Here is a 19,651-nt window from a genome sequence, read left to right as displayed (position 1 = left end):
GAGCGAAGCGAAATCGCGAAGCGACGCGACGCAGGAGCGCCCTTGAGGGACCGGCCCGACACGGAAGGACGATGGGACAGCCGGGAAACCCCCAAGGCCTCTCTGGTTCCGCCCGGCCTGGACCCCGAACCGTCCCCCGCCCCCGACGCACCGCCGAGGGGGCGGGTGGGCAGCCCCCGCCCCGGAGCGGGGCCCGAGGGGGCGAAGGCCCGCACCCGCATGAGCCCGTACACCCGCCCCCGCCCCCACCCCTCACCCCCGCGTGAGCGAGAGCGCGTAGCGGCGGCCGAGGTGGGTGCCGCCGGGGAGGAGGAAGGTTTCCTCCAGGGTCATGCCGAGGCGTTCCGCCACCGCGATGGAGCGGGCGTTGGTGTCGTTGATCATTGACACGACCCGGGGGACCCCCGCCGCCCGGACCCGTTCCAAGGTGGCCAGGGCGGCGGCGTACGCGTAGCCCTTGCCCCATGCGGAGCGGGCCAGGCGCCAGCCGATCTCCAGCTCGCCGACCGGGCCCCACGCCTTCTCCGCCGGCCACGGCTGGGCGCCGGTGAAGCCGATCACCTCGCCTTCCTCGTCAAGCAGCGTCCACAGGCAGTAGCCGAGCTGTGCGTCGTACATGCGCTGGCGCGCGGTGAACTCCTCGTACAGTGACAGCTCGGCCGGACCGCCGAGGAATTCCATGACCTCGGGGTCGTCGAAGACGCGGTGCCAGGCGTGCGCGTCCTCGTCGGTGGGCACGCGGAGCTGTACCACGGGGAGCGGCCGGGTCGGCGAGGTGGTCATCTGAGTCCTTTCGTGGATACGTCCGGCTTTAGCCGGGGGAGGAAACGAAACTCCTGCGCAGCAGGGCAATGGGCTGGGATTCGCCGCCAGGGCGGATCACAGCGCTCTGACCCGCAGGTTTGGTCTTTACCTGTTGTCGCACTAGTTTGTAATGCGTGCTGACCACCGACGTGAAGCGGGCGTTCAAGTACCGTTTCTACCCGACTGATGCGCAGGCAGCCGAGCTGTCGCGCACGTTCGGATGTGTCCGGAAGGTCTACAATCTGGCGCTCGCCGCCCGCACCGAGGCGTGGGCTCGTCAGGAGCGTGTCAATTACAACGCCACGTCCGCGATGCTGACGGCGTGGAAGAAGACCGACGGACTGGCCTACCTCTCCAACGTGTCTTCGGTCCCGCTCCAGCAGACGCTCCGGCACTTGCAGGGGGCGTTCACCAATTTCTTCGCGAAGCAGGCCAGGTACCCGCGTTTCAAGTCGAAGCGGAAGTCCCGGGCCAGCGCGGAATACACCCGCTCGGCGTTCAAGTTCCGCGACGGCCGGCTCACCCTGGCCAAGATGGCGGAGCCGCTGGACATCGTCTGGTCCCGTCCCCTCCCCGATGGTGTGGAGCCGACCACGGTGACCGTGTCCCGCGACAGCGCGGGACGCTGGTTCGTCTCGGTGCTGTGCGACGACCCGTCCGTGAAGCCGCTCCCCGCGGCGGACGCAGCGGTGGGCATTGACGTCGGCCTGGACCACCTCCTGACTCTCTCCACCGGGGAGAAGATCGCCAATCCCCGGCATGAACGCCGTGACCGCGCCCGGCTTGCGAAGGCGCAGCGGGTCTTGGCGAAGAAGGCCAAGGGTGACGGCGCCAACCGGCGCAAGGCCCGGCAGAAGGTCGCGAAGATCCACGCCCGGATCGGCGACCGACGCCGCGACCACCTGCACAGGCTGACCACTCGGCTCGTTCGTGAAAACCAAACGATCGTGATCGAGGACCTGACCGTACGCAACATGGTCAAGAACCGGAGCCTGGCCCGCGCCATCAGCGATGCGGCATGGACACAGTTCCGGAGCCTGCTGGAGTACAAGGCTGCTTGGTGCGGGCGGGAAGTGATCGCGGTCGACCGCTTCTTCCCCTCCTCCAAGCTGTGCTCCACCTGCGGCACCCTCCAAAAGAGGCTGCCGCTGCACGTCCGTACCTGGACATGCGAGAGCTGTGGCACGACCCACGACCGGGACGCGAACGCGGCGAAGAACCTTCTGGCCGCCGGACTGGCGGTGACAGTCTGTGGAGCTGGTGTAAGACCTCAACGGAGAACTCCGGGCGGGCAGTCGGTGACGAAGCAGAAACCCCCACGGCGCGAGCCGTAGGAATCCCCCTCGTTTACGAGGGGGAGGAAGTCAACAGGGCAGCCCTTCGGTTCGCGATCTCTCTCGCTGCATAGACTGCACATGTCCGGTGCCAATGGGCACCCTTTATCGAGTTATCGAGCCTTCGGGAGATCCCGCCGTGACCGAGCCCCTCTCCGAACACTCCGCGGACGTGATCGTCGTCGGGGCCGGGCCCGCCGGCTCGACCACCGCGTACTACCTCGCCAAGGCCGGACTGGACGTCCTGCTCCTGGAGAAGACGGCCTTCCCCCGCGAGAAAGTCTGCGGCGACGGCCTGACGCCCCGCGCCACCAAGCAGCTGGTGGCGATGGGCATCGACATCTCAGAAGAGGCCGGCTGGCTCCGGAACAAGGGTCTGCGCATCATCGGCGGCGGCCAGCGGCTCCAGCTGGACTGGCCGGAACTCGCCTCCTACCCGGACTACGGACTCGTCCGCAAGCGCGACGACTTCGACGAGACCCTGGCCCGCCAGGCGCAGAAGGCCGGCGCCCGGCTCTACGAGCGCTGCAACGTGGGCGAGCCCGTACGCGACCCCCGCACCGGACACATCACCGGCGTGCAGGCGAAGCTCGGCGAGGAGAAGACCCCGGTCACCTTCCACGCCCCGCTGGTCGTCGCCGCCGACGGCAACTCCTCCCGCCTCTCCCTCGCGATGGGCCTGCACCGTCGTGAGGACCGCCCGATGGGCGTGGCCGTCCGTACGTACTTCACCTCGCCCCGCCACGACGACGACTACCTGGAGTCCTGGCTGGAGCTGTGGGACCGGCGCGGCCCGCAGGACCGGCTGCTGCCCGGCTACGGCTGGATCTTCGGCATGGGCGACGGCACGTCCAACGTCGGCCTCGGCATCCTCAACTCCTCCGCCGCCTTCAAGGAGCTGGACTGGCGCGAGGTCCTCAAGGCCTGGTGCGCGTCCATGCCGGAGGACTGGGGCTACACCCCCGAGAACATGACGCAGCCGATCCGCGGCGCGGCCCTGCCGATGGCCTTCAACCGGCAGCCGCACTACACCAAGGGCCTGCTGCTCGTCGGTGACGCGGGCGGCCTGGTCAACCCGTTCAACGGCGAGGGCATCGCCTACGCCATGGAGTCGGGGCAGATCGCGGCCGACGTCATCGTGCAGGCGCACGCCCGGGCCACCCCGGCCCAGCGCGAACTGGCCCTGCACAACTACCCGAAGGTGCTGAAGGAGACCTACGGCGGCTACTACACCCTCGGCCGCGCCTTCGTGAAGCTGATCGGCAACCCGAGGGTCATGAAGATCGCCACGCAGCGCGGCCTGACGCACCCGGTGCTGATGCGCTTCACGCTGAAGATGCTGGCCAACCTGACCGACCCGACGGGCGGCGACGCGATGGACCGCATCATCAACGGCCTGTCGAAGGTGGCTCCGAAGGCCTGATCAGGGTTGTTCCGTGGGCCGGACCGGGTTTTCCCCCGGCCGGCCCGCTTCGGCGTCCGGGCCGTGGACCGTACGGACGCACCGGGCCATCAGCACCAGCCCGCACATCAGCAGCACCGCCGAGGCCGTCCAGCCGAAGCCCAGCGTGAGCGGGTGGCCCGGCTTCTGCCAGGGGCGGGCGGTGGTCAGCAGCCAGCCGCCGAACGCGAGGAGGCAGAGCCCGAGCGCGGCCGGAACGGCGGTCGAGCCGCCGGTGCCGTGGTACTCGTACGGCTTGGTGCTCACGGACCACCACCTCCAGGGTCGGGCTGCGGTCTGAGGGTCAGGCGCGCAGCCGCTATCTTCGCAGGGCCTCGGCCGGTTCGATACGGGCTGCCCGCCAGGCGGGATAGAGCCCGGCGAGCAGTCCGGTGACCAGCCCGGTGAGCGGGGCGGCGGCGACGGTGGCCGGGTGGATCACCGGGGTCCAGTCGCGGGCGAGGGAGACGGCGACCACGGTCAGCTCGCCCAGGGACGTGCCGACCAGCCCGCCGAGCGCGCCCAGGGTCGCGGACTCGGTGAGGAACTGGGCGGAGATGTGTCGGCCCCGTGCGCCGAGGGCCCGGCGCAGACCGATCTCGGCGGTCCGCTCCAGCACCGCGACCAGGGTGGTGTTCGCGATCCCGACGGCGCCGATGACCAGGCAGATCCCGGCGAGCAGCAGGAAGAGCGCGCTCAGGTCGGAGGTCACGCCGGAGCGCAGCATCCGCGGGTCGGGCGGCGGTACGGCCTTCAGGTACTCGGGATGGTCGGGGCGCAGTGCGAGCGGGGCGAGGTCGGCGACCTGGCGGGCGGCGCCGAGTTCGGTGGCGATCAGCATGCTCGCGGAGGTCGGCGCGGGCGGCCCCCACAACTCCTCCGCGGTGGCCCGGGGCACGAGCACCGACAGCAGGTTCTCCGGCTTGCGCTCGACGTCCGCGAGGATCCCGGCGACGGTGAAGGGCTCCTGGCCGATGTAGAGGGCGGGCCGGGTGGCGAGGGTGGTGATGCCGAGCCGTTGGGCGAGCCCGTCGCCGATGACGACCACGCGCTGTCTGCTCTGCTCGGCGAAATCGTCGTAGAGCCGCCCCTCCTGGAGGGTGGGGACGAGCGCGGCGACGGCACCGGGGGAGGCGGCGACGACGCTGATGCCGGTGGCGGCGTTGCCGCCGCCGGAGGGGAGGGCGCCGACGGTGGTCGTCGAGTCGAGCCGTACGGTCCACATGACGCCGGCACTGCGGATGCCCGCGACGGCGCGCAGCCGCTGTTCGGCGTCGGCCGGGAAGCCGGGGCCGGCGAACTCGTCCTGCCGCGTGGCGATGTCCTCGACGGTCACCTCGGTGGCGGTCAGGACGTTGAACCGGCTGTCGATCTGCGAGGAGATGGTGGCGGTCAGGCCGAGGACGGCCACGAAACTGCCGACGCCGAGCACCGTCCCGAGCGCGGTGAGCACGGCCCGCCCGGGGCGGCGGAGCATGCCGGCGACGGCCTCGGCGAGGGCGTCGCGTACGGACAGCCGGGTCGGCCGGACGGTGCTCACGTACGCAGCCGCCCGTCGCGGATGGTGACGGTACGGGCGCCGCGCCGGGCGACCTCGGGGTCGTGGGTGATGACGAGGACGGTCATCCCGGAGCCGTGCAGTTCGTCCAGCAGCCCCAGCACGGAGGCGGCATTGGCGGAGTCGAGGTTGCCGGTGGGCTCGTCGCACAGCAGGAGCGAGGGCCGTCCGACGAGGGCGCGGGCGATGGCCACGCGCTGGCGTTCGCCGCCGGACAGCCGCCCGGGAACGGCGCCGGCGCGGTGCCCGAGCCCGACCTGGTCGAGTGCCTCGCGGGCCCGTACGAGGCGCTGCGCGCGCGGTGTTCCGGTGTAGAGCATGGCGAGGGTGACGTTCTCCAGGGCGGACCGGTGGGGGAGCAGGTGGAAGGACTGGAAGACGAACCCGATGCGGCGGCCGCGCAGGGCGGTGCGCTCGCGGTCGGGGAGCGCGGCGGTGTCGATCCCGTCGAGGAGGTACCGGCCGCTGGTGGGGGAGTCGAGCAGCCCGGCGACGTTGAGGAAGGTGGACTTCCCGGAGCCGGAGGGGCCGACGACCGTGATGAACTCGCCGCGGCGGACGGTGAGTTCGCAGGGGTGGAGGGCTTCGACGGGGGGCGGGCCGGGGTAGGTGAGGCCGACGCCGCGGAACTCGATGACGGGGGCGTCGGGCTCCGGCTCCTCTTCCGCCCGGGGGCGGCGCGGGCGGGGGAACCTCACTTGGCGGTTCCCTTGCCCGGTCCCTTGCCCGGTCCCTTGTCCTTGGCCTCGTCCGTGGTCTTGTCCGTCCCCTTGTCCGGTCTCTTCGGGGCGGTGCCGATGACGACGCGCGCGCCGGGGGCGAGCTCGCCGCCCCTGAGGGGGACCACGGCCACGTAGCCGTCGCCGCTGGTGCCGGTCCGGACGGGGATGCGCCGCTGCGTGCCGTCGGCGGAGACGGCCGTGACGAGGGTCTGGCCGTCGGGGCTGGCGGAGACCGCGGTGACCGGGACCACGAGGGCCTCGCCGTCGGTGGCGGCGGACTCGATGGTCAGCCGTACGTCCTGCCCGGCGAAGGCGGCGGGCAGCGGCTGGTCGGGGTGGACCACCATCCGGTAGCCGAGGTCGGCGCCGCCGCCCTTGCCCTGGGAGCTCTCGCCCTGGCCGCTCTGCCCGCCCTGCTGTCCGTTCTGCTGCCCCGACGACTGGCCGGTGGACCGCTCGGTGGCGACCAGCGCCACCTTGCCGCGGGCGTCGGTGCCCGCGACCTCGGAGGAGACCACCACGGACATGCCCGCGCGCAGCAGCTGCTTCTTGTCCTCCTTGAGGTAGGCCTCGACGACGAGCTCACCCGCCGACAGCGTGAGCACCGACCCGGACACGGGGCCGCCGACGCGGCCGCCGACGGCGCTGACCCGGGCGGGAAAGGCGCCGAGGAACACGGTCTCGGAGGCGGGGAGCATCGGCCCGTCGGCGGTCTCCGCCGCCGTCAGCTTGGCCCGGGCGTCGTCGAGCGCCTGGCGGGCGCGCGTGAGGGACCGCCCGGAATCACCGGCACCGCCGGCACTCCCTCCGGCCGACTTCCCGCCGGCACCGCCGTCGGCGGCAGCGGCGCCGGGCTTGCCCCCGCTCGCGGTGCTGCCGGGCGAAGCGGTGGCCCCGGCTCCGGCCGCGGCCGCAGTACCGCCGGCCGTCCCGGCCGTCGTGGCCTGGCCGCCGCCGTGGGAGTTCTGGGCGTCGGCGGTGGCGTCCTCCAGGGCCCACTCGGCCGACCGTACGGCCTCCCGCGCGGCCTTCAGCGCCTCGCCGCCGTCCGCCACGGCGGGCAGCGGGTCGTACCCGATGGCGCGGTAGCGGGCGGCGAGCGCGGCCTTGGTGCCCGGGCCGAAGAAGCCGCTGCGGTCGGATCCGGTGCCGTGCCCGAGCTCCCGCAGCGCCTGCTGCAACTGCGCCACGTCGTCGCCGGTGGCGCCCGGCTTGAGGTCGCGGTAGACGGGCAGGGTCCCCTTGAGGGTGAACACGGGCCGCCCGGACACCTCGGCCAGCAGCTGCCCGGCGGCGACCGCGTCCCCCGCCTTGAGCGGCAGCTTGGTCACGACGGGCGTGCCCGCGCCTTCGCCGCCGCGGGGCTGCGGGGCCACGTCGACGCTCTGGTCGGCGACCACGGTCCCCCGCATCACCACCTTCTGCGCGAGCACCCGCCGCTCGACCTCGGCGGTCAGCGGCCCCTGCGCGGGCGGCCCGGTCTCGGCGGCCACCTGCGCGGGCGACTTCACCACGGCGGTGGCCAACAACCCCCCGACGGCCATGAGCACGGCCCCACCAACCACCCCGATCACAACCCGCCGGCCCCGCCTGAGCCCGCCCGATTCCGGCACGGCCTTCTGGTCGTCGGCGCCGTCCTGCTCGCCGCCGGTCACGTCCACCACGACGTCCTGCAGTTCACTCATCCGCCGAGGACCGCGTTGTCGGAGCCCCGGCTGGTCCTGCACTTCCTCATCGCGTCCATGTGCTTCGTCCTGAGTTCGACCGCCTGCTCAGGGGTGATGGCCTGCTCGTCGATGTTCCCCGTCACCAGGTCGGGGTCCGGGTACCAGGGGACACCCTGCCCACGCAGGCACTTGGACTCCGCACGGGCGGCGGCCAGCCTCTTCGGGTCGGCCGGCGGGGCGGAGGGCGCCGGCGGGACCTTGTCCTTGCACGCCTCCTGGGCCGCGGGGAGCTTCTCCTTCGCGGACGGATCGTCCTTGTCCACGCGGGGCGCACCGTAGTCGGTGTGGGTGAGCTTCACCCCGTTGTCCTTGAGGCAGTCGTAGTAGGCGATCTCCGCCGCGGTGGGCGGGGGGCTGTCACTGGCCTTGGGTTCCTCGTTACCGCCGCCGCACGAGATCAGCGAAAGGCAGCAGATGAGCAGCAGCGGTGCGAAATGGCGTGCGTGCACGACGAATTCCCTTGGGGCGATAGAAGCGGAAAATGCGCGACCGGCGCGGGGGTTGCGGACGGGCGGCGCCGCGGAGGGAGGATGGCGCGCACACGCGAATCGTGATCCTAAGGAGCGCTGCCCCATCCGAACAACCCCTGTCTCACGCTGCGTTGGGGCCGGATCCAGGGCCGGAGCCGGATCCCGGGCCGGGGCTATCTCGCGACCTTGCACTTCCTCAGCGCGTCCGTGTGGTCCCGCTTGAGGCTGGACCGTTGCTCCGGGGTCATTCCGGCATCGGTGAAATCGCCGGTGACCGGGTCGGGGTCCGGGTACCAGGTGACACCCTCGGCCCGCATGCAGTCGGTCTTCCGCTGCCCTGCCGCGATCACCTCAGGGGCGGCCTGCGAGGGGGAGGGCGGCGGAGGCATCTTGTCGGCACAGGCGTCCTCGGCCGCCTTGATTTGCTCGAACGGCTGAGACTTGTCCACGCGCGGCGCTCCGCCATCCTTGTGCTCGATCTTCAGGCCCCGGTCTTTGAGGCAGTCGTAGTAGGCGATTTCCTCCGCGGTGGGCGACGGGCTATCGCTGGCTTTTGGCTTGTTCTCGCCCCCTCCGCACCCGGTCAGGGAGACGCATATGAGGAGTAGAGGGGCCAGATAGTGCGCGCGCACGACAGTATTTCCTTGCGTCGGTAAAAGTGTGGCGGGACGCCCACGATGGAGTGCTGAGTCAGGGCGTCGGGCGATATTAGGTAGGCACAGTCGTGTTCCACAAGTCAACTGGTTGCCTTGGCATATGGCTGTCCATCAGGTGAGAAGTTGTTTGCCTGCATGCGCCTTGGGCTGTTGAATCCATGCCGGGCTGAACAGCCAGACCATCAAGTGCTGTTTGCCTGAGGTTTTTTCAATGAGACGACTCAAGGGGTAAATCATGAACAAGGCATTCCGCATGCTGGTGACCGGCTGCGCCGCCACGGTTTCGGCTGGCGTGCTTCTCCTGGCCGGCGCGGGACCTTCGGCGGCGTACGGCAAGGACGGGATCCTGGAAAACCAGGAGTTCGGCCTTTTCTACAACTCGGGCGGGGCGGGTTGTGTCTTCGACCTATACGGCGAGGACCTGAACTTCAACGACAACCATTTCAAGAGCGGATGCAACGGCGCCGGGCAGTCCGTGGACAACAACACCGCTTCCTACAAGAACTGGGACGTGTACGCCTGGAAGGTGGCCACCGACCCGAACATCGACGGCAACGTCGGCGAGATTCCGTCGAACTACGAGGGCAACGCCTCGTACAAGTTCAAGAACGAGATCAGCTCGTCCACGTACACCCTCCACCCCTGATCCGGATGGAGGGCCTTTCTGCCATGCGCGCCGCGTGGTACCGCCGGTTCGCCGCCGCTCCGGCGACCGTGCTGGTGGCCGTACTCGTTGCCGGATGCTCGGACTCCGGCGGCGAAGGCGGCAGGGGAGAGCCGGCACTCGGCCCCGTTGCCGTCAACCCGGCCACCGTCTCCATCTCGCTGCCCATGGACGCGTACACGGATTCCGAGGCAGAGGCCATCCGGATGGGCCGGGTCCAGGAGAGCCTGGTATCCCAGTGCATGGCCCGATACGGGTTCACGTACGAGGGGGTGTCCAGCTCCGAGTCCGCCGCAGGCGGGGTGTCGGCAGACCGGCATGCCTACCTCTTCGGGCTCGCCGATCCGGCGTACGCGGAGGCCCACGGGTATGACAAGACCGCGGGTCAGGGGCGGCCGGCCAAGCCGCAGGCTCCGAAGCTGAGCGGCGGCGCGTACACGGTCATGCATGGCGAACAGCCGGGAAAGGAGCGCGCCCCCGACGCGCTCAACGAGGAGGATGCCGCCAAGCTGGACAGTGGCATCGAGGTCGGCGGGCAGAAGGTGCCTGCCGGGGGCTGCGGGCGGGAGGGCTACCGCAAGCTGTACGCGCCGACCAAGGACAGCGTGGACCTGCTCTTCTCGTTCGGTCTGGCAGGGGAGGCGCACGACCGCTCCAAAGCGGACTCGCGCGTCGTCGAAGCCCTCCACCGATGGTCCGCCTGCATGGATAAGTCTGGCTATAGCGGGATCAAAAGCCCGTACGAGGTGATCGAGAAGCTGGGCCTGGAGAGCGACTTGGGCGGCCCCAAGGCCGTCACCGCCGCCAAGGCCGATGTCGCGTGCAAGCGCGAGGTGAACCTCGTCGGGATCTGGGCCGCCGTCGAGAAGGCGTACCAGGAGCGGCTCGTGGAGGAGCATGCCGAGACGCTCGCGCTGTACAAGAAGCAGCGCGAGGCCCGCTTCAGGCTGGCGGCGAGCCTGTCCTGAGCGCTTGGCGAGCGCTCGGCCTGAGCCCGGCCCGATGGCCTCGCGTAGGGCCGAGACAGCCCGAAGGGCCGGTACTCCGCCCCCGAGCGGGGGAGTACCGGCCCTTCGTGGCGCCCGTGGCGGCCGCGGGTGGCTCAGAGGACGCGGACGGCGCCCGTCGGCTTGTCGTAGCTCAGCGAGCGCTCGACGATGCCGGTGCTGGGGTTCTGCGCGCCGACGAACTTGCCGCCGCCGACGTAGATCGCGACGTGGTACGCGGAGCCGCGGGAGCCCCAGTACAGGATGTCGCCGGGCTGCAGGGCGCTCAGGGAGACCGAGGTGCCGGAGGAGGACTGCGCCTGGGACATGCGCGGCAGGGAGATGCCGGCCTGGCGGTAGGCGGCCTGGACGAGGCCGGAGCAGTCGAACGAGGACGGGCCGGTGCCGCCCATGACGTACGCCTTGCCGACCTGCGCGCGGGCGAAGTTCACGATGGCCGCGGCGGAGCCGGTGGCCGGGGCCGCCACGGAGGCGCCGGAGCCGTCGCTGGAGGTCGCGCCGGAGGACTGCGTCGACAGGGAGGCGCGGGCGCTGGAGCGGTTGGCGCGGTCGGCCTCGGCCTTGCGGGCGGCCTCCTCCTGCGCCTTCTTCTCGGCGTCGGCCTTCGCCTGGGCGTCTTCCTTCGCCTTCTTCGCCTCGGCGGCGGCGCCGGTACGGGCGCTCTCCTCCTGGGCGGTCAGTTCGCCCTCGACGGCGGCCGCGCGGGTGTTCTCGGCGGCGGTGGTGACGGCGGAGGAGACCTCGGCGGCCAGGTCCAGCTTGAGGACCGGCATCTCGAGCGTCGTCTCGGCCACGGGCTCGGCGGACGGGGACGCGCTCGCGGTGCCGGCCATGGCCAGGGTGCTGAGGACGCCACCGGCAACTCCGGCGCGGACCGCGAGCTTCGAGGCGCTGCGGCGGGGCTTCCGGTGGCTGGGTATGTGAGCGGTATGGGACATGAGGACAACCGCTATCAGGGGGTCCGGGGTCCCTTCAAGAAACGTGGTCTGCGCCACAGTTGTGCGCGAAGGGAACGAACCGGGCGCGCCGCGCTTCTTATTGACGCCGTAACGGGCGAAACGGACACGCCGTCACAAGGCTGTGATCATGGGGTTTCCGCAATAAGTCCGAATTGATCCTCCGCCTACCATCCCTCCGCACAGATGGCCAAGCCCTCTTTCGTCGCGGTGAATCGGGAGTGGCGCAGGTCACAGGAGAGTCACGCTGTGCGGGTGCTGTGGCCCGGTCGTGATCTCGCCGTGAACTGACCGTCGGGATTCGTGAACGGATGCACACGGGTGGCGGCCCCTCCGTCCCCTCTTCTGCCCCGCGTCCACCTCCGTACGCACCCCCTCCCCCGACCGGGCGACGCCGGTCCCTTTATCATTTCCGCACCCGTGTCGCCAATTTGCCTGCAAGGGCCACGATTTGATAGGGCGGCACCCCTCCTACCTGGGGTAACGAGGTCGGATGTCACCTTTGGTGATCATGTGGATGCTTCACGTACGAAGATCACCACTCATCGGACTTCATGATCGTTCGTCAGGTGGTGGAGATCACAAACTCGTTGTTGTAACCCGTGTCGCAGATCACAGAGCGGCGGGCATAAGATGCGCAGCAGTCCGGCTTGTGAACTGCCTCACATGCGCCGGCGGCGGTCCAACGGTCAAGGACGACTGGAAGGAGCGAGGAGCGTGAATGCGTACGCGCCCATCCTCGTGCTCGGCGCCCTCGGCGCAGGGTTTGCGATCTTCTCCGTGGTCATGGCCACGCTGATCGGTCCAAAACGGTACAACCGGGCGAAGCTTGAGGCGTACGAGTGCGGCATCGAGCCCACTCCGGTCCCGGCCGGCGGCGGCCGCTTCCCCATCAAGTACTACCTGACGGCGATGCTCTTCATCGTCTTCGACATCGAGGTTGTCTTCCTCTACCCCTGGGCCGTCACCTTCGACTCCCTGGGGATCTTCGGGCTCGTCGAGATGCTGCTCTTCGTGCTCACCGTCTTCGTCGCCTACGCCTACGTGTGGCGCCGCGGCGGCCTGGAATGGGACTGAGGGGCTGAATTTTCCATGGGACTGGAAGAGAAGCTGCCGAGCGGCTTTCTGCTGACGACCGTCGAACAGGCCGCGGGCTGGGTGCGCAAGTCATCCGTCTTCCCCGCGACCTTCGGCCTCGCCTGCTGTGCCATCGAGATGATGACGACCGGAGCGGGCCGCTACGACCTGGCCCGCTTCGGCATGGAGGTCTTCCGCGGTTCCCCGCGCCAGGCCGACCTGATGATCGTGGCGGGGCGGGTCAGCCAGAAGATGGCGCCGGTGCTGCGGCAGGTGTACGACCAGATGCCCGCTCCCAAATGGGTCATCTCCATGGGGGTTTGTGCATCTTCAGGCGGAATGTTCAATAACTACGCGATTGTCCAGGGCGTCGACCACATCGTCCCGGTGGACATCTACCTCCCCGGCTGCCCGCCCCGCCCCGAGATGCTGATGGACGCGATCCTCAAGCTCCACCAGAAGATCCAGGGCGGAAAGCTCGGCGTGAACCGGGAAGAGGCGGCCCGTGAGGCGGAGGAGGCGGCCCTCAAGGCCCTCCCCATCATCGAGATGAAGGGGCTGCTCCGGTGAGCGAGACCCGTGAACCCAACCCCGACAAGGAACTCAGCCGCCAGAACCTGCCCGGCCAGCGGGGGGACCACGGCGAGGAGGTCCGCGTCCAGCGCGGCATGTTCGGCGCCCGAAACGGCGGCGACACCTCCGGCTACGGCGGCCTCGTGCGCTCCGTACGCCTGCCCGGGGCGGCCGTCCGCCCGTACGGCTCCTACTTCGACGAGGTCGTCGACGAGCTCGAAGGCGCCCTGGAGGAGCAGGACCTGGTCCCGGAGAACGTGATCGAGAAGGTCGTCGTCGACCGGGCGGAGCTGACCCTCCACATCGCCCGCGAGCACCTCGTCCGCGTCGCCTCCACCCTGCGCGACGACCCGGCCCTGCGCTTCGAGCTCTGCACCGGCGTCAGCGGGGTCCACTTCCCCCAGGACAAGGGCCGCGAGCTGCACGCCGTCTACCACCTGCGCTCGCTCACCCACGGCCGGATCGTGCGGCTGGAGGTGTCCGTCCCGGACCGCGACCCGCACGTCCCCTCGCTCGTCCCCGTCTACCCGACCAACGACTGGCACGAGCGCGAGACGTACGACTTCTTCGGCCTGGTCTTCGACGGGCACCCGGCCCTCACCCGGATCATGATGCCGGACGACTGGCAGGGCTTCCCGCAGCGCAAGGACTACCCGCTCGGCGGCATCGCCGTCGAGTACAAGGGCGCCCAGATCCCGGCTCCCGACCAGCGGAGGTCGTACAGCTGATGTCAACGTCAAACCACGCCTCCTCCCGGGAGACCACCGAAGGCCTCGTCTACACCGTCACCGGCGGCGACTGGGACGAGATCGTCCAGTCCGCGGCCAAGGCGGACGACGAGCGGATCGTCGTCAACATGGGTCCGCAGCACCCCTCCACCCACGGAGTGCTCCGCCTGATCCTGGAGATCGACGGCGAGACGGTCACCGAGGCCCGCTGCGGCATCGGCTACCTCCACACCGGCATCGAGAAGAACCTCGAATACCGGAACTGGACGCAGGGCACCACCTTCGTCACGCGCATGGACTACCTGACGCCGTTCTTCAACGAGACGGCGTACTGCCTCGGCGTCGAGAAGCTCCTCGGCATCACCGACCAGATCCCGGACCGCGCCACCGTCATCCGCGTCCTGCTGATGGAGCTCAACCGGCTCTCCTCCCACCTGGTGTGCATCGCCACCGGCGGCATGGAGCTGGGCGCGACCACGATCATGATCTACGGCTTCCGCGACCGCGAGCTGATCCTCGACATCTTCGAGCTGATCACCGGCCTGCGCATGAACCACGCGTTCGTCCGCCCCGGCGGCCTCGCGCAGGACCTGCCCCCGGGCGCCGTGGACCAGCTGCGCGACTTCGTGAAGACCATGAAGAAGAACCTGCCGGAGTACGACAAGCTCGCCACCGGCAACCCCATCTTCAAGGCCCGCATGCAGGACGTCGGCTACCTCGACCTCACCGGCTGCATGGCGCTCGGCGCCACCGGCCCGATCCTGCGCTCCGCCGGCCTGCCGCACGACCTGCGCAAGTCGGACCCGTACTGCGGCTACGAGACCTACGAGTTCGACGTGCCGACCACCGAGACCTGCGACTCCTACGGGCGGTTCCTGATCCGCCTGGAGGAGATGCGCCAGTCGCTGCGGATCGTCGAGCAGTGCCTGGAGCGGCTGGAGCCGGGCCCGGTGATGGTCGCCGACAAGAAGATCGCCTGGCCGGCGCAGCTGGCGATGGGCCCGGACGGCCTCGGCAACTCGCTCGACCACATCCGGAACATCATGGGCACCTCCATGGAGGCCCTCATCCACCACTTCAAGCTGGTGACCGAGGGCTTCCGGGTACCGGCCGGGCAGGCGTACGCGGCGGTCGAGTCGCCCAAGGGCGAGCTCGGCGTCCACGTCGTCTCCGACGGCGGCACCCGCCCCTACCGGGTCCACTTCCGCGACCCGTCCTTCACCAACCTGCAGGCCATGGCCGCGATGTGCGAGGGCGGCCAGGTCGCCGACGTCATCGTCGCCGTCGCCTCCATCGACCCCGTGATGGGAGGCGTCGACCGATGACCGACATCTCATTGGGCATGCCGCAGCTTCCCGCCCCCGACTTCCCGGCCGACGTACGCGAGCGGCTCGAAGCGGACGCGAAGCAGGTCATCGCCCGCTACCCCGACAGCCGCTCCGCGCTGCTGCCGCTGCTGCACCTGTGCCAGTCGGAGGAGGGCTACGTCTCGCGCACCGGCATCCGCTTCTGCGCCGAGGTGCTAGGCCTGACCACCGCCGAGGTCACGGCGGTGGCGACCTTCTACACGATGTACCGGCGCAAGCCCTCCGGGGACTACCAGGTCGGCGTCTGTACGAACACCCTGTGCGCGGTCATGGGCGGCGACGCCATCTTCGAGGAGCTCAAGGAGCACCTCGGGGTCGGGAACAACGAGACCACCCCCGACGGCAAGGTCACCCTCGAACACATCGAGTGCAACGCGGCCTGCGACTTCGCCCCCGTGGTGATGGTCAACTGGGAGTTCTTCGACAACCAGACCCCCGAGTCCGCCAAGGCCATGGTCGACGACCTGCTGGCGGGCCGCGAGGTCGCGCCGACCCGGGGCGCGCCGCTGTGCACCTACAAGGAGACCGCCCGGATCCTGGCCGGTTTCCCCGACGAGCGCGAGGGCGCGGTCGAGGCCACCGGCGGCGCCGGCCCCGCCTCGCTGATCGGACTGCGCATCGCCCGCGGCGAGTCCCCGCACACCCCGATCGTGCACCCGCGCGGTGAGGCCACCACCGAGGGAGGGGAGTGATGTCCGTGTCGACCGAACTGAGCAAGAACGGCACCAGCCCGGAGAAGCTCCTCGCACCCGTCCTGTCGGCGTTCTGGGACGAGCCCGAGTCGTGGACGCTGGAGACCTACCGGCGCCACGAGGGCTACGAGGGCCTGCGCAAGGCCCTCGCGATGACCCCGGACGACCTCATCGCCTACGTGAAGGACTCGGGGCTGCGCGGACGCGGCGGCGCGGGCTTCCCCACCGGAATGAAGTGGCAGTTCATCCCGCAGGGCGACGGAAAGCCGCACTACCTCGTCGTGAACGCGGACGAGTCCGAACCGGGAACCTGCAAGGACATCCCCCTCCTCTTCGCCAACCCGCACTCCCTCATCGAGGGAATGATCATCGCCTGCTACGCGATCCGCTCGCAGCACGCCTTCATCTACCTGCGCGGCGAGGTCGTACCGGTCCTGCGGCGCCTGCACCTGGCGGTCCGTGAGGCGTACGAGGCCGGATACCTCGGCAAGGACATCCTGGGGAGCGGCCTCGACCTCGACATCACGGTGCACGCGGGAGCGGGCGCGTACATCTGCGGCGAGGAGACGGCACTGCTCGACTCCCTCGAAGGCCGGCGCGGTCAGCCCCGGCTGCGTCCCCCCTTCCCTGCCGTCGAGGGGCTCTACGCGTGCCCCACTGTCGTGAACAACGTCGAGTCCATCGCCTCGGTTCCCGCGATCCTGAACAAGGGCAAGGACTGGTTCAAGTCGATGGGGACCGAGAAGTCCCCCGGCTTCACGCTGTATTCGCTCTCCGGGCACGTCGCCGCACCCGGCCAGTACGAGGCCCCGCTCGGCATCACCCTGCGCCAGCTCCTCGACATGAGCGGCGGGATGCGCCCCGGGCACCGGCTGAAGTTCTGGACCCCGGGCGGCTCCTCCACCCCGATGTTCACCGACGAGCACCTGGACGTCCCGCTCGACTACGAGGGCGTGGGCGCCGCCGGCTCGATGCTCGGCACCAAGGCCCTCCAGTGCTTCGACGAGACCACCTGCGTGGTGCGCGCCGTGACCCGGTGGACCGAGTTCTACGCCCACGAGTCCTGCGGCAAGTGCACGCCCTGCCGCGAAGGCACGTACTGGCTGGTCCAGTTGCTCCGCGACATCGAGGCCGGCAAGGGCGTCATGTCCGATCTCGACAAGCTGAACGACATCGCCGACAACATCAACGGCAAGTCCTTCTGCGCGCTCGGCGACGGCGCGGCCAGCCCGATCTTCTCCTCGCTCAAGTACTTCCGCGAGGAGTACGAGCAGCACATCACCGGGAAGGGCTGCCCCTTCGACCCCAAGAAGTCGACCCTCTGGGCTGACACGGAGGTGACCGCATGACCGTCGCCACGAACGCTCCCGCCGGTGGCGGCGAAGCGGCCGTACCGCCGGAAGATCTGGTGTCCCTGACCATCGACGGCATCGAGCTGTCGGTCCCCAAGGGCACCCTCGTCATCCGGGCCGCCGAGCAGCTCGGCATCGAGATCCCCCGGTTCTGCGACCACCCCCTCCTCCCGCCGGCCGGCGCCTGCCGCCAGTGCATCGTCGAGGTCGAGGGCCAGCGCAAGCCGATGGCCTCCTGCACGATCACCTGCACCGACGGCATGGTCGTCAAGACGCAGCTGACCTCCGAGGCCGCCGACAAGGCCCAGCGCGGGGTGATGGAGCTGCTGCTCATCAACCACCCGCTGGACTGCCCGGTCTGCGACAAGGGCGGCGAGTGCCCGCTGCAGAACCAGGCGATGTCGCACGGCAACGCCGAATCGCGTTTCGAGGGCAAGAAGCGCACCTACGAGAAGCCGGTCCCGATCTCCACCCAGGTGCTCCTGGACCGCGAGCGGTGCGTGCTGTGCGCGCGCTGCACCCGCTTCTCCAACGAGATCGCCGGCGACCCGATGATCGAACTGCTGGAGCGCGGCGCGCTCCAGCAGGTGGGCACGGGCGAGGGCGACCCCTTCGAGTCGTACTTCTCCGGCAACACCATCCAGATCTGCCCCGTCGGCGCGCTGACCTCGGCCGCCTACCGGTTCCGCTCCCGCCCCTTCGACCTCGTCTCCTCCCCGAGCGTGTGCGAGCACTGCGCGGGCGGCTGCGCGACCCGGACCGACCACCGCCGCGGCAAGGTGCTGCGCCGGCTGGCCGCCGAGGACCCGGAGGTCAACGAGGAGTGGGTCTGCGACAAGGGCCGCTTCGGCTTCCGCTACGCCCAGCAGCGCGACCGCCTGGACACCCCGCTGGTCCGCAACGCCGCCGGGGTGCTGGAGCCCGCGAGCTGGCCGGAGGCCCTGGAGGCCGCCGCGAACGGGCTGGCCGCCGCGCGGGGCCGGGCCGGCGTCCTGACCGGCGGCCGGCTCACCGTCGAGGACGCGTACGCGTACGCCAAGTTCGCCCGGGTGGTGCTCGACACCAACGACATCGACTTCCGGGCCCGCGTGCACAGCGCGGAGGAGACCGAGTTCCTGGCCGCCACCGTGGCCGGCACCGGCAAGGACCTCGACGGGAGCGGGGTCACGTACACCTCGCTGGAGGCGGCGCCCGCGGTGCTGCTGGCGGGCATCGAGGCCGAGGAGGAGGCCCCCGGGGTCTTCCTGCGGCTGCGCAAGGCCCACCGCAAGCACAAGCAGCGGACCTTCGCCCTCGCCCCCTTCGCCACCCGCGGCCTGGAGAAGGCGGGCGGCACCCTGCTGGCAGCCGCCCCCGGCACCGAGCCCGAGTGGCTGGACGCACTGGGCTCCCGTACCGGCCTGGAGGCGGGCGGAGCCGTCGCCGCCGAGGCGCTGCGCGAGAAGGGCGCGGTCATCGTCGTCGGGGAGCGGCTCGCCGCGGTGCCCGGCGCGCTGACCGCCGCCGTACGGCTGGCCGGTGCGACCGGGGCCACGCTGGTGTGGATCCCGCGCCGGGCCGGGGAGCGGGCCGCCGTCGAGGCGGGCGCGCTGCCGTCCCTGCTGCCCGGCGGCCGCCCGGCCACCGACCCGCGGGCCCGCGACGAGGTCGCGACCGCCTGGGGCCTGGACGAACTGCCGCACCGCTACGGCCGCGACACCGGCCAGATCGTCGAGGCCGCCGCCACCGGCGAACTGTCCGCCCTGCTGGTCGCGGGCGTCGAGGTCACCGACCTGCCTGACCCGGCGCGCGCCCGGGCCGCCCTCCAGGAGGCCTTCGTGGTCTCCCTGGAACTGCGGCCGAGCGAGGTCACCGCCCACGCCGACGTGGTCTTCCCGGTCGCCGCCGTCGCCGAGAAGGCGGGCGCGTTCATCAACTGGGAGGGCAGGGTCCGGCCGTTCGAGGCCGCGCTCAAGCCCGACCAGATGACCCGCCGGCTCGCCCCGGCCGACGCCCGCGTGCTGCACATGCTGGCCGACGCGGCCGACCGGCCGATCGCGCTGCCCGACGTACACGCCGTACGCCGGGAGCTGGAGCGGCTCGGCCCCTGGGAGGGCGCGCTCGCGACCGAGCAGTCCACCGACCCGGTGCCGGCGCCCCGGCCGGGCTCAGGTGAGGCGGTCCTCGCGGGCCACCGGCTCCTCCTCGACCTGGGCCGCCTCCAGGAGGGCGACGAGGCCCTGGCCGGGACCCGGCACGAGGCCAGTGCCCGCCTCTCGGCCGCCACGGCCGCCGAGACGGGCGTCAAGAACGGGGACGTCCTCGCGGTCACCGGCCCGGCCGGCTCCGTGGAACTCCCGCTCCGGATCACCGAGATGCCCGACCGCGTGGTCTGGCTCCCGCTGAACTCCACCGGCTCCGGCGTCCTCGCCGACACCGGCGCCCGACCCGGCACCCTCGTCCGGATCGGCCCGGCCGGGGTCGGCCCGGCGGCCGACGAGGACACGGAGGTGCGGCCGTGACCGCCACCGCCCTGCCGCAACC

The 19,651-nt window shown here is 70.6% G+C and carries 19 protein-coding genes; 11 read left to right on the top strand and 8 right to left on the bottom strand.

All coding sequences use genetic code 11. The features are described 5' to 3' along the window. Nucleotides 1-252 precede the first annotated feature (252 nt). Nucleotides 253-783: a GNAT family N-acetyltransferase gene (locus ACGFYU_RS36590; RefSeq protein WP_393831624.1), complete on the bottom strand. Its 531-nt coding sequence runs from the start codon at nucleotides 781-783 to the stop codon at nucleotides 253-255. A 155-nt stretch (nucleotides 784-938) separates the two neighbouring features. On the opposite strand from ACGFYU_RS36590, the gene ACGFYU_RS36585 reads away from it, so the two are divergent. Then, a complete protein-coding gene (locus ACGFYU_RS36585) occupies nucleotides 939-2,138 on the top strand; it encodes an RNA-guided endonuclease InsQ/TnpB family protein (protein WP_393831623.1) in 1,200 nt (399 codons plus the stop codon). A gap of 139 nt (nucleotides 2,139-2,277) precedes the next feature. Beyond that, a complete protein-coding gene (locus tag ACGFYU_RS36580) occupies nucleotides 2,278-3,561 on the top strand; it encodes a geranylgeranyl reductase family protein (protein WP_393831622.1) in 1,284 nt (427 codons plus the stop codon). Here ACGFYU_RS36580 and ACGFYU_RS36575 read toward each other — a convergent pair whose 3' ends face one another. The 6 genes from ACGFYU_RS36575 to ACGFYU_RS36550 all read right to left on the bottom strand — a co-directional run bounded on the left by ACGFYU_RS36575 (nucleotide 3,562) and on the right by ACGFYU_RS36550 (nucleotide 8,688). Further along, entirely contained in the window at nucleotides 3,562-3,846 is a 285-nt protein-coding gene (locus ACGFYU_RS36575) for a hypothetical protein (RefSeq protein WP_393831621.1), read from the bottom strand. 52 nt (nucleotides 3,847-3,898) lie between these two features. Then, on the bottom strand, nucleotides 3,899-5,119 hold the full coding sequence (locus ACGFYU_RS36570; protein ID WP_393831620.1) for an ABC transporter permease: 1,221 nt from the start codon (nucleotides 5,117-5,119) through the stop codon (nucleotides 3,899-3,901). Beyond that, nucleotides 5,116-5,835 carry an ABC transporter ATP-binding protein gene (locus ACGFYU_RS36565; RefSeq protein WP_393831619.1) on the bottom strand — a complete coding sequence of 240 codons (720 nt, stop codon included), beginning with the start codon at nucleotides 5,833-5,835 and terminating at the stop codon, nucleotides 5,116-5,118. Before ACGFYU_RS36565 ends, ACGFYU_RS36570 begins: the two co-directional genes overlap by 4 nt. Further along, complete coding sequence (locus ACGFYU_RS36560; protein WP_393831618.1) at nucleotides 5,832-7,544, bottom strand: peptidoglycan-binding protein; 1,713 nt, start codon at nucleotides 7,542-7,544, stop codon at nucleotides 5,832-5,834. Before ACGFYU_RS36560 ends, ACGFYU_RS36565 begins: the two co-directional genes overlap by 4 nt. After that, nucleotides 7,541-8,035 (bottom strand): hypothetical protein, encoded by a 495-nt coding sequence (locus ACGFYU_RS36555; RefSeq protein ID WP_393831617.1) that lies wholly within the window; start codon nucleotides 8,033-8,035, stop codon nucleotides 7,541-7,543. Before ACGFYU_RS36555 ends, ACGFYU_RS36560 begins: the two co-directional genes overlap by 4 nt. Nucleotides 8,036-8,229: 194 nt before the next feature. Then, a complete protein-coding gene (locus ACGFYU_RS36550; protein WP_393831616.1) occupies nucleotides 8,230-8,688 on the bottom strand; it encodes a hypothetical protein in 459 nt (152 codons plus the stop codon). A gap of 259 nt (nucleotides 8,689-8,947) precedes the next feature. On the opposite strand from ACGFYU_RS36550, the gene ACGFYU_RS36545 reads away from it, so the two are divergent. Both ACGFYU_RS36545 and ACGFYU_RS36540 read left to right on the top strand, forming a co-directional pair. Then, nucleotides 8,948-9,358 carry a hypothetical protein gene (locus tag ACGFYU_RS36545; protein WP_393831615.1) on the top strand — a complete coding sequence of 137 codons (411 nt, stop codon included), beginning with the start codon at nucleotides 8,948-8,950 and terminating at the stop codon, nucleotides 9,356-9,358. A gap of 23 nt (nucleotides 9,359-9,381) precedes the next feature. Then, nucleotides 9,382-10,344, top strand: a complete 963-nt coding sequence (locus ACGFYU_RS36540; RefSeq protein ID WP_393831614.1) for a hypothetical protein — start codon at nucleotides 9,382-9,384, stop codon at nucleotides 10,342-10,344. A gap of 134 nt (nucleotides 10,345-10,478) precedes the next feature. On the opposite strand, the gene ACGFYU_RS36535 is transcribed toward ACGFYU_RS36540, so the two are convergent. Continuing rightward, on the bottom strand, nucleotides 10,479-11,321 hold the full coding sequence (locus ACGFYU_RS36535; RefSeq protein WP_393831613.1) for a C40 family peptidase: 843 nt from the start codon (nucleotides 11,319-11,321) through the stop codon (nucleotides 10,479-10,481). A gap of 735 nt (nucleotides 11,322-12,056) precedes the next feature. Between ACGFYU_RS36535 and ACGFYU_RS36530 the strand changes: the two genes are divergently transcribed. Genes ACGFYU_RS36530 through ACGFYU_RS36500 form a run of 7 tightly spaced genes read left to right on the top strand, consistent with a single transcriptional unit; the run spans nucleotide 12,057 to nucleotide 19,629 of the window. Further along, nucleotides 12,057-12,416: an NADH-quinone oxidoreductase subunit A gene (locus ACGFYU_RS36530; RefSeq protein ID WP_008738438.1), complete on the top strand. Its 360-nt coding sequence runs from the start codon at nucleotides 12,057-12,059 to the stop codon at nucleotides 12,414-12,416. Nucleotides 12,417-12,431: 15 nt separating this feature from the next. Next, the gene (locus ACGFYU_RS36525; protein WP_031145921.1) at nucleotides 12,432-12,986 is read left to right on the top strand and encodes an NADH-quinone oxidoreductase subunit B family protein; all 555 of its coding nucleotides are present in this window, start codon (nucleotides 12,432-12,434) and stop codon (nucleotides 12,984-12,986) included. After that, nucleotides 12,983-13,717, top strand: coding sequence for an NADH-quinone oxidoreductase subunit C (locus ACGFYU_RS36520; protein WP_393831612.1), 735 nt, complete (start codon nucleotides 12,983-12,985; stop codon nucleotides 13,715-13,717). The genes ACGFYU_RS36525 and ACGFYU_RS36520 overlap by 4 nt, the downstream gene beginning before the upstream one ends. Next, complete coding sequence (locus ACGFYU_RS36515; RefSeq protein ID WP_393831611.1) at nucleotides 13,717-15,042, top strand: NADH-quinone oxidoreductase subunit D; 1,326 nt, start codon at nucleotides 13,717-13,719, stop codon at nucleotides 15,040-15,042. The genes ACGFYU_RS36520 and ACGFYU_RS36515 overlap by 1 nt, the downstream gene beginning before the upstream one ends. After that, nucleotides 15,039-15,776, top strand: coding sequence for an NADH-quinone oxidoreductase subunit NuoE (gene nuoE / locus ACGFYU_RS36510; protein WP_393831610.1), 738 nt, complete (start codon nucleotides 15,039-15,041; stop codon nucleotides 15,774-15,776). Before ACGFYU_RS36515 ends, nuoE begins: the two co-directional genes overlap by 4 nt. Next, on the top strand, nucleotides 15,776-17,125 hold the full coding sequence (gene nuoF / locus ACGFYU_RS36505; protein ID WP_393831609.1) for an NADH-quinone oxidoreductase subunit NuoF: 1,350 nt from the start codon (nucleotides 15,776-15,778) through the stop codon (nucleotides 17,123-17,125). Before nuoE ends, nuoF begins: the two co-directional genes overlap by 1 nt. After that, nucleotides 17,122-19,629 carry an NADH-quinone oxidoreductase subunit G gene (locus tag ACGFYU_RS36500; protein ID WP_393831608.1) on the top strand — a complete coding sequence of 836 codons (2,508 nt, stop codon included), beginning with the start codon at nucleotides 17,122-17,124 and terminating at the stop codon, nucleotides 19,627-19,629. Before nuoF ends, ACGFYU_RS36500 begins: the two co-directional genes overlap by 4 nt. Nucleotides 19,630-19,651: the final 22 nt, after the last annotated feature.

The sequence above is a fragment of the Streptomyces sp. NPDC048337 genome, from assembly GCF_043201175.1.
Taxonomy (GTDB): Bacteria; Actinomycetota; Actinomycetes; order Streptomycetales; family Streptomycetaceae; genus Streptomyces.
This window is presented reverse-complemented; position numbering and strand designations above follow the sequence as displayed.

What these genes read in the sequence shown, in the direction of transcription:
- ACGFYU_RS36590 (WP_393831624.1), bottom strand. Translation starts at nt 783, where the DNA reads ATGACCACCTCGCCGACCCGGCCGCTCCCCGTGGTACAGCTCCGCGTG.
- ACGFYU_RS36560 (WP_393831618.1), bottom strand. Translation starts at nt 7,544, where the DNA reads ATGAGTGAACTGCAGGACGTCGTGGTGGACGTGACCGGCGGCGAGCAG.
- ACGFYU_RS36545 (WP_393831615.1), top strand. Translation starts at nt 8,948, where the DNA reads ATGAACAAGGCATTCCGCATGCTGGTGACCGGCTGCGCCGCCACGGTT.
- ACGFYU_RS36540 (WP_393831614.1), top strand. Translation starts at nt 9,382, where the DNA reads ATGCGCGCCGCGTGGTACCGCCGGTTCGCCGCCGCTCCGGCGACCGTG.
- ACGFYU_RS36535 (WP_393831613.1), bottom strand. Translation starts at nt 11,321, where the DNA reads ATGTCCCATACCGCTCACATACCCAGCCACCGGAAGCCCCGCCGCAGC.
- ACGFYU_RS36525 (WP_031145921.1), top strand. Translation starts at nt 12,432, where the DNA reads ATGGGACTGGAAGAGAAGCTGCCGAGCGGCTTTCTGCTGACGACCGTC.
- ACGFYU_RS36515 (WP_393831611.1), top strand. Translation starts at nt 13,717, where the DNA reads ATGTCAACGTCAAACCACGCCTCCTCCCGGGAGACCACCGAAGGCCTC.
- nuoE (WP_393831610.1), top strand. Translation starts at nt 15,039, where the DNA reads ATGACCGACATCTCATTGGGCATGCCGCAGCTTCCCGCCCCCGACTTC.
- nuoF (WP_393831609.1), top strand. Translation starts at nt 15,776, where the DNA reads ATGTCCGTGTCGACCGAACTGAGCAAGAACGGCACCAGCCCGGAGAAG.
- ACGFYU_RS36500 (WP_393831608.1), top strand. Translation starts at nt 17,122, where the DNA reads ATGACCGTCGCCACGAACGCTCCCGCCGGTGGCGGCGAAGCGGCCGTA.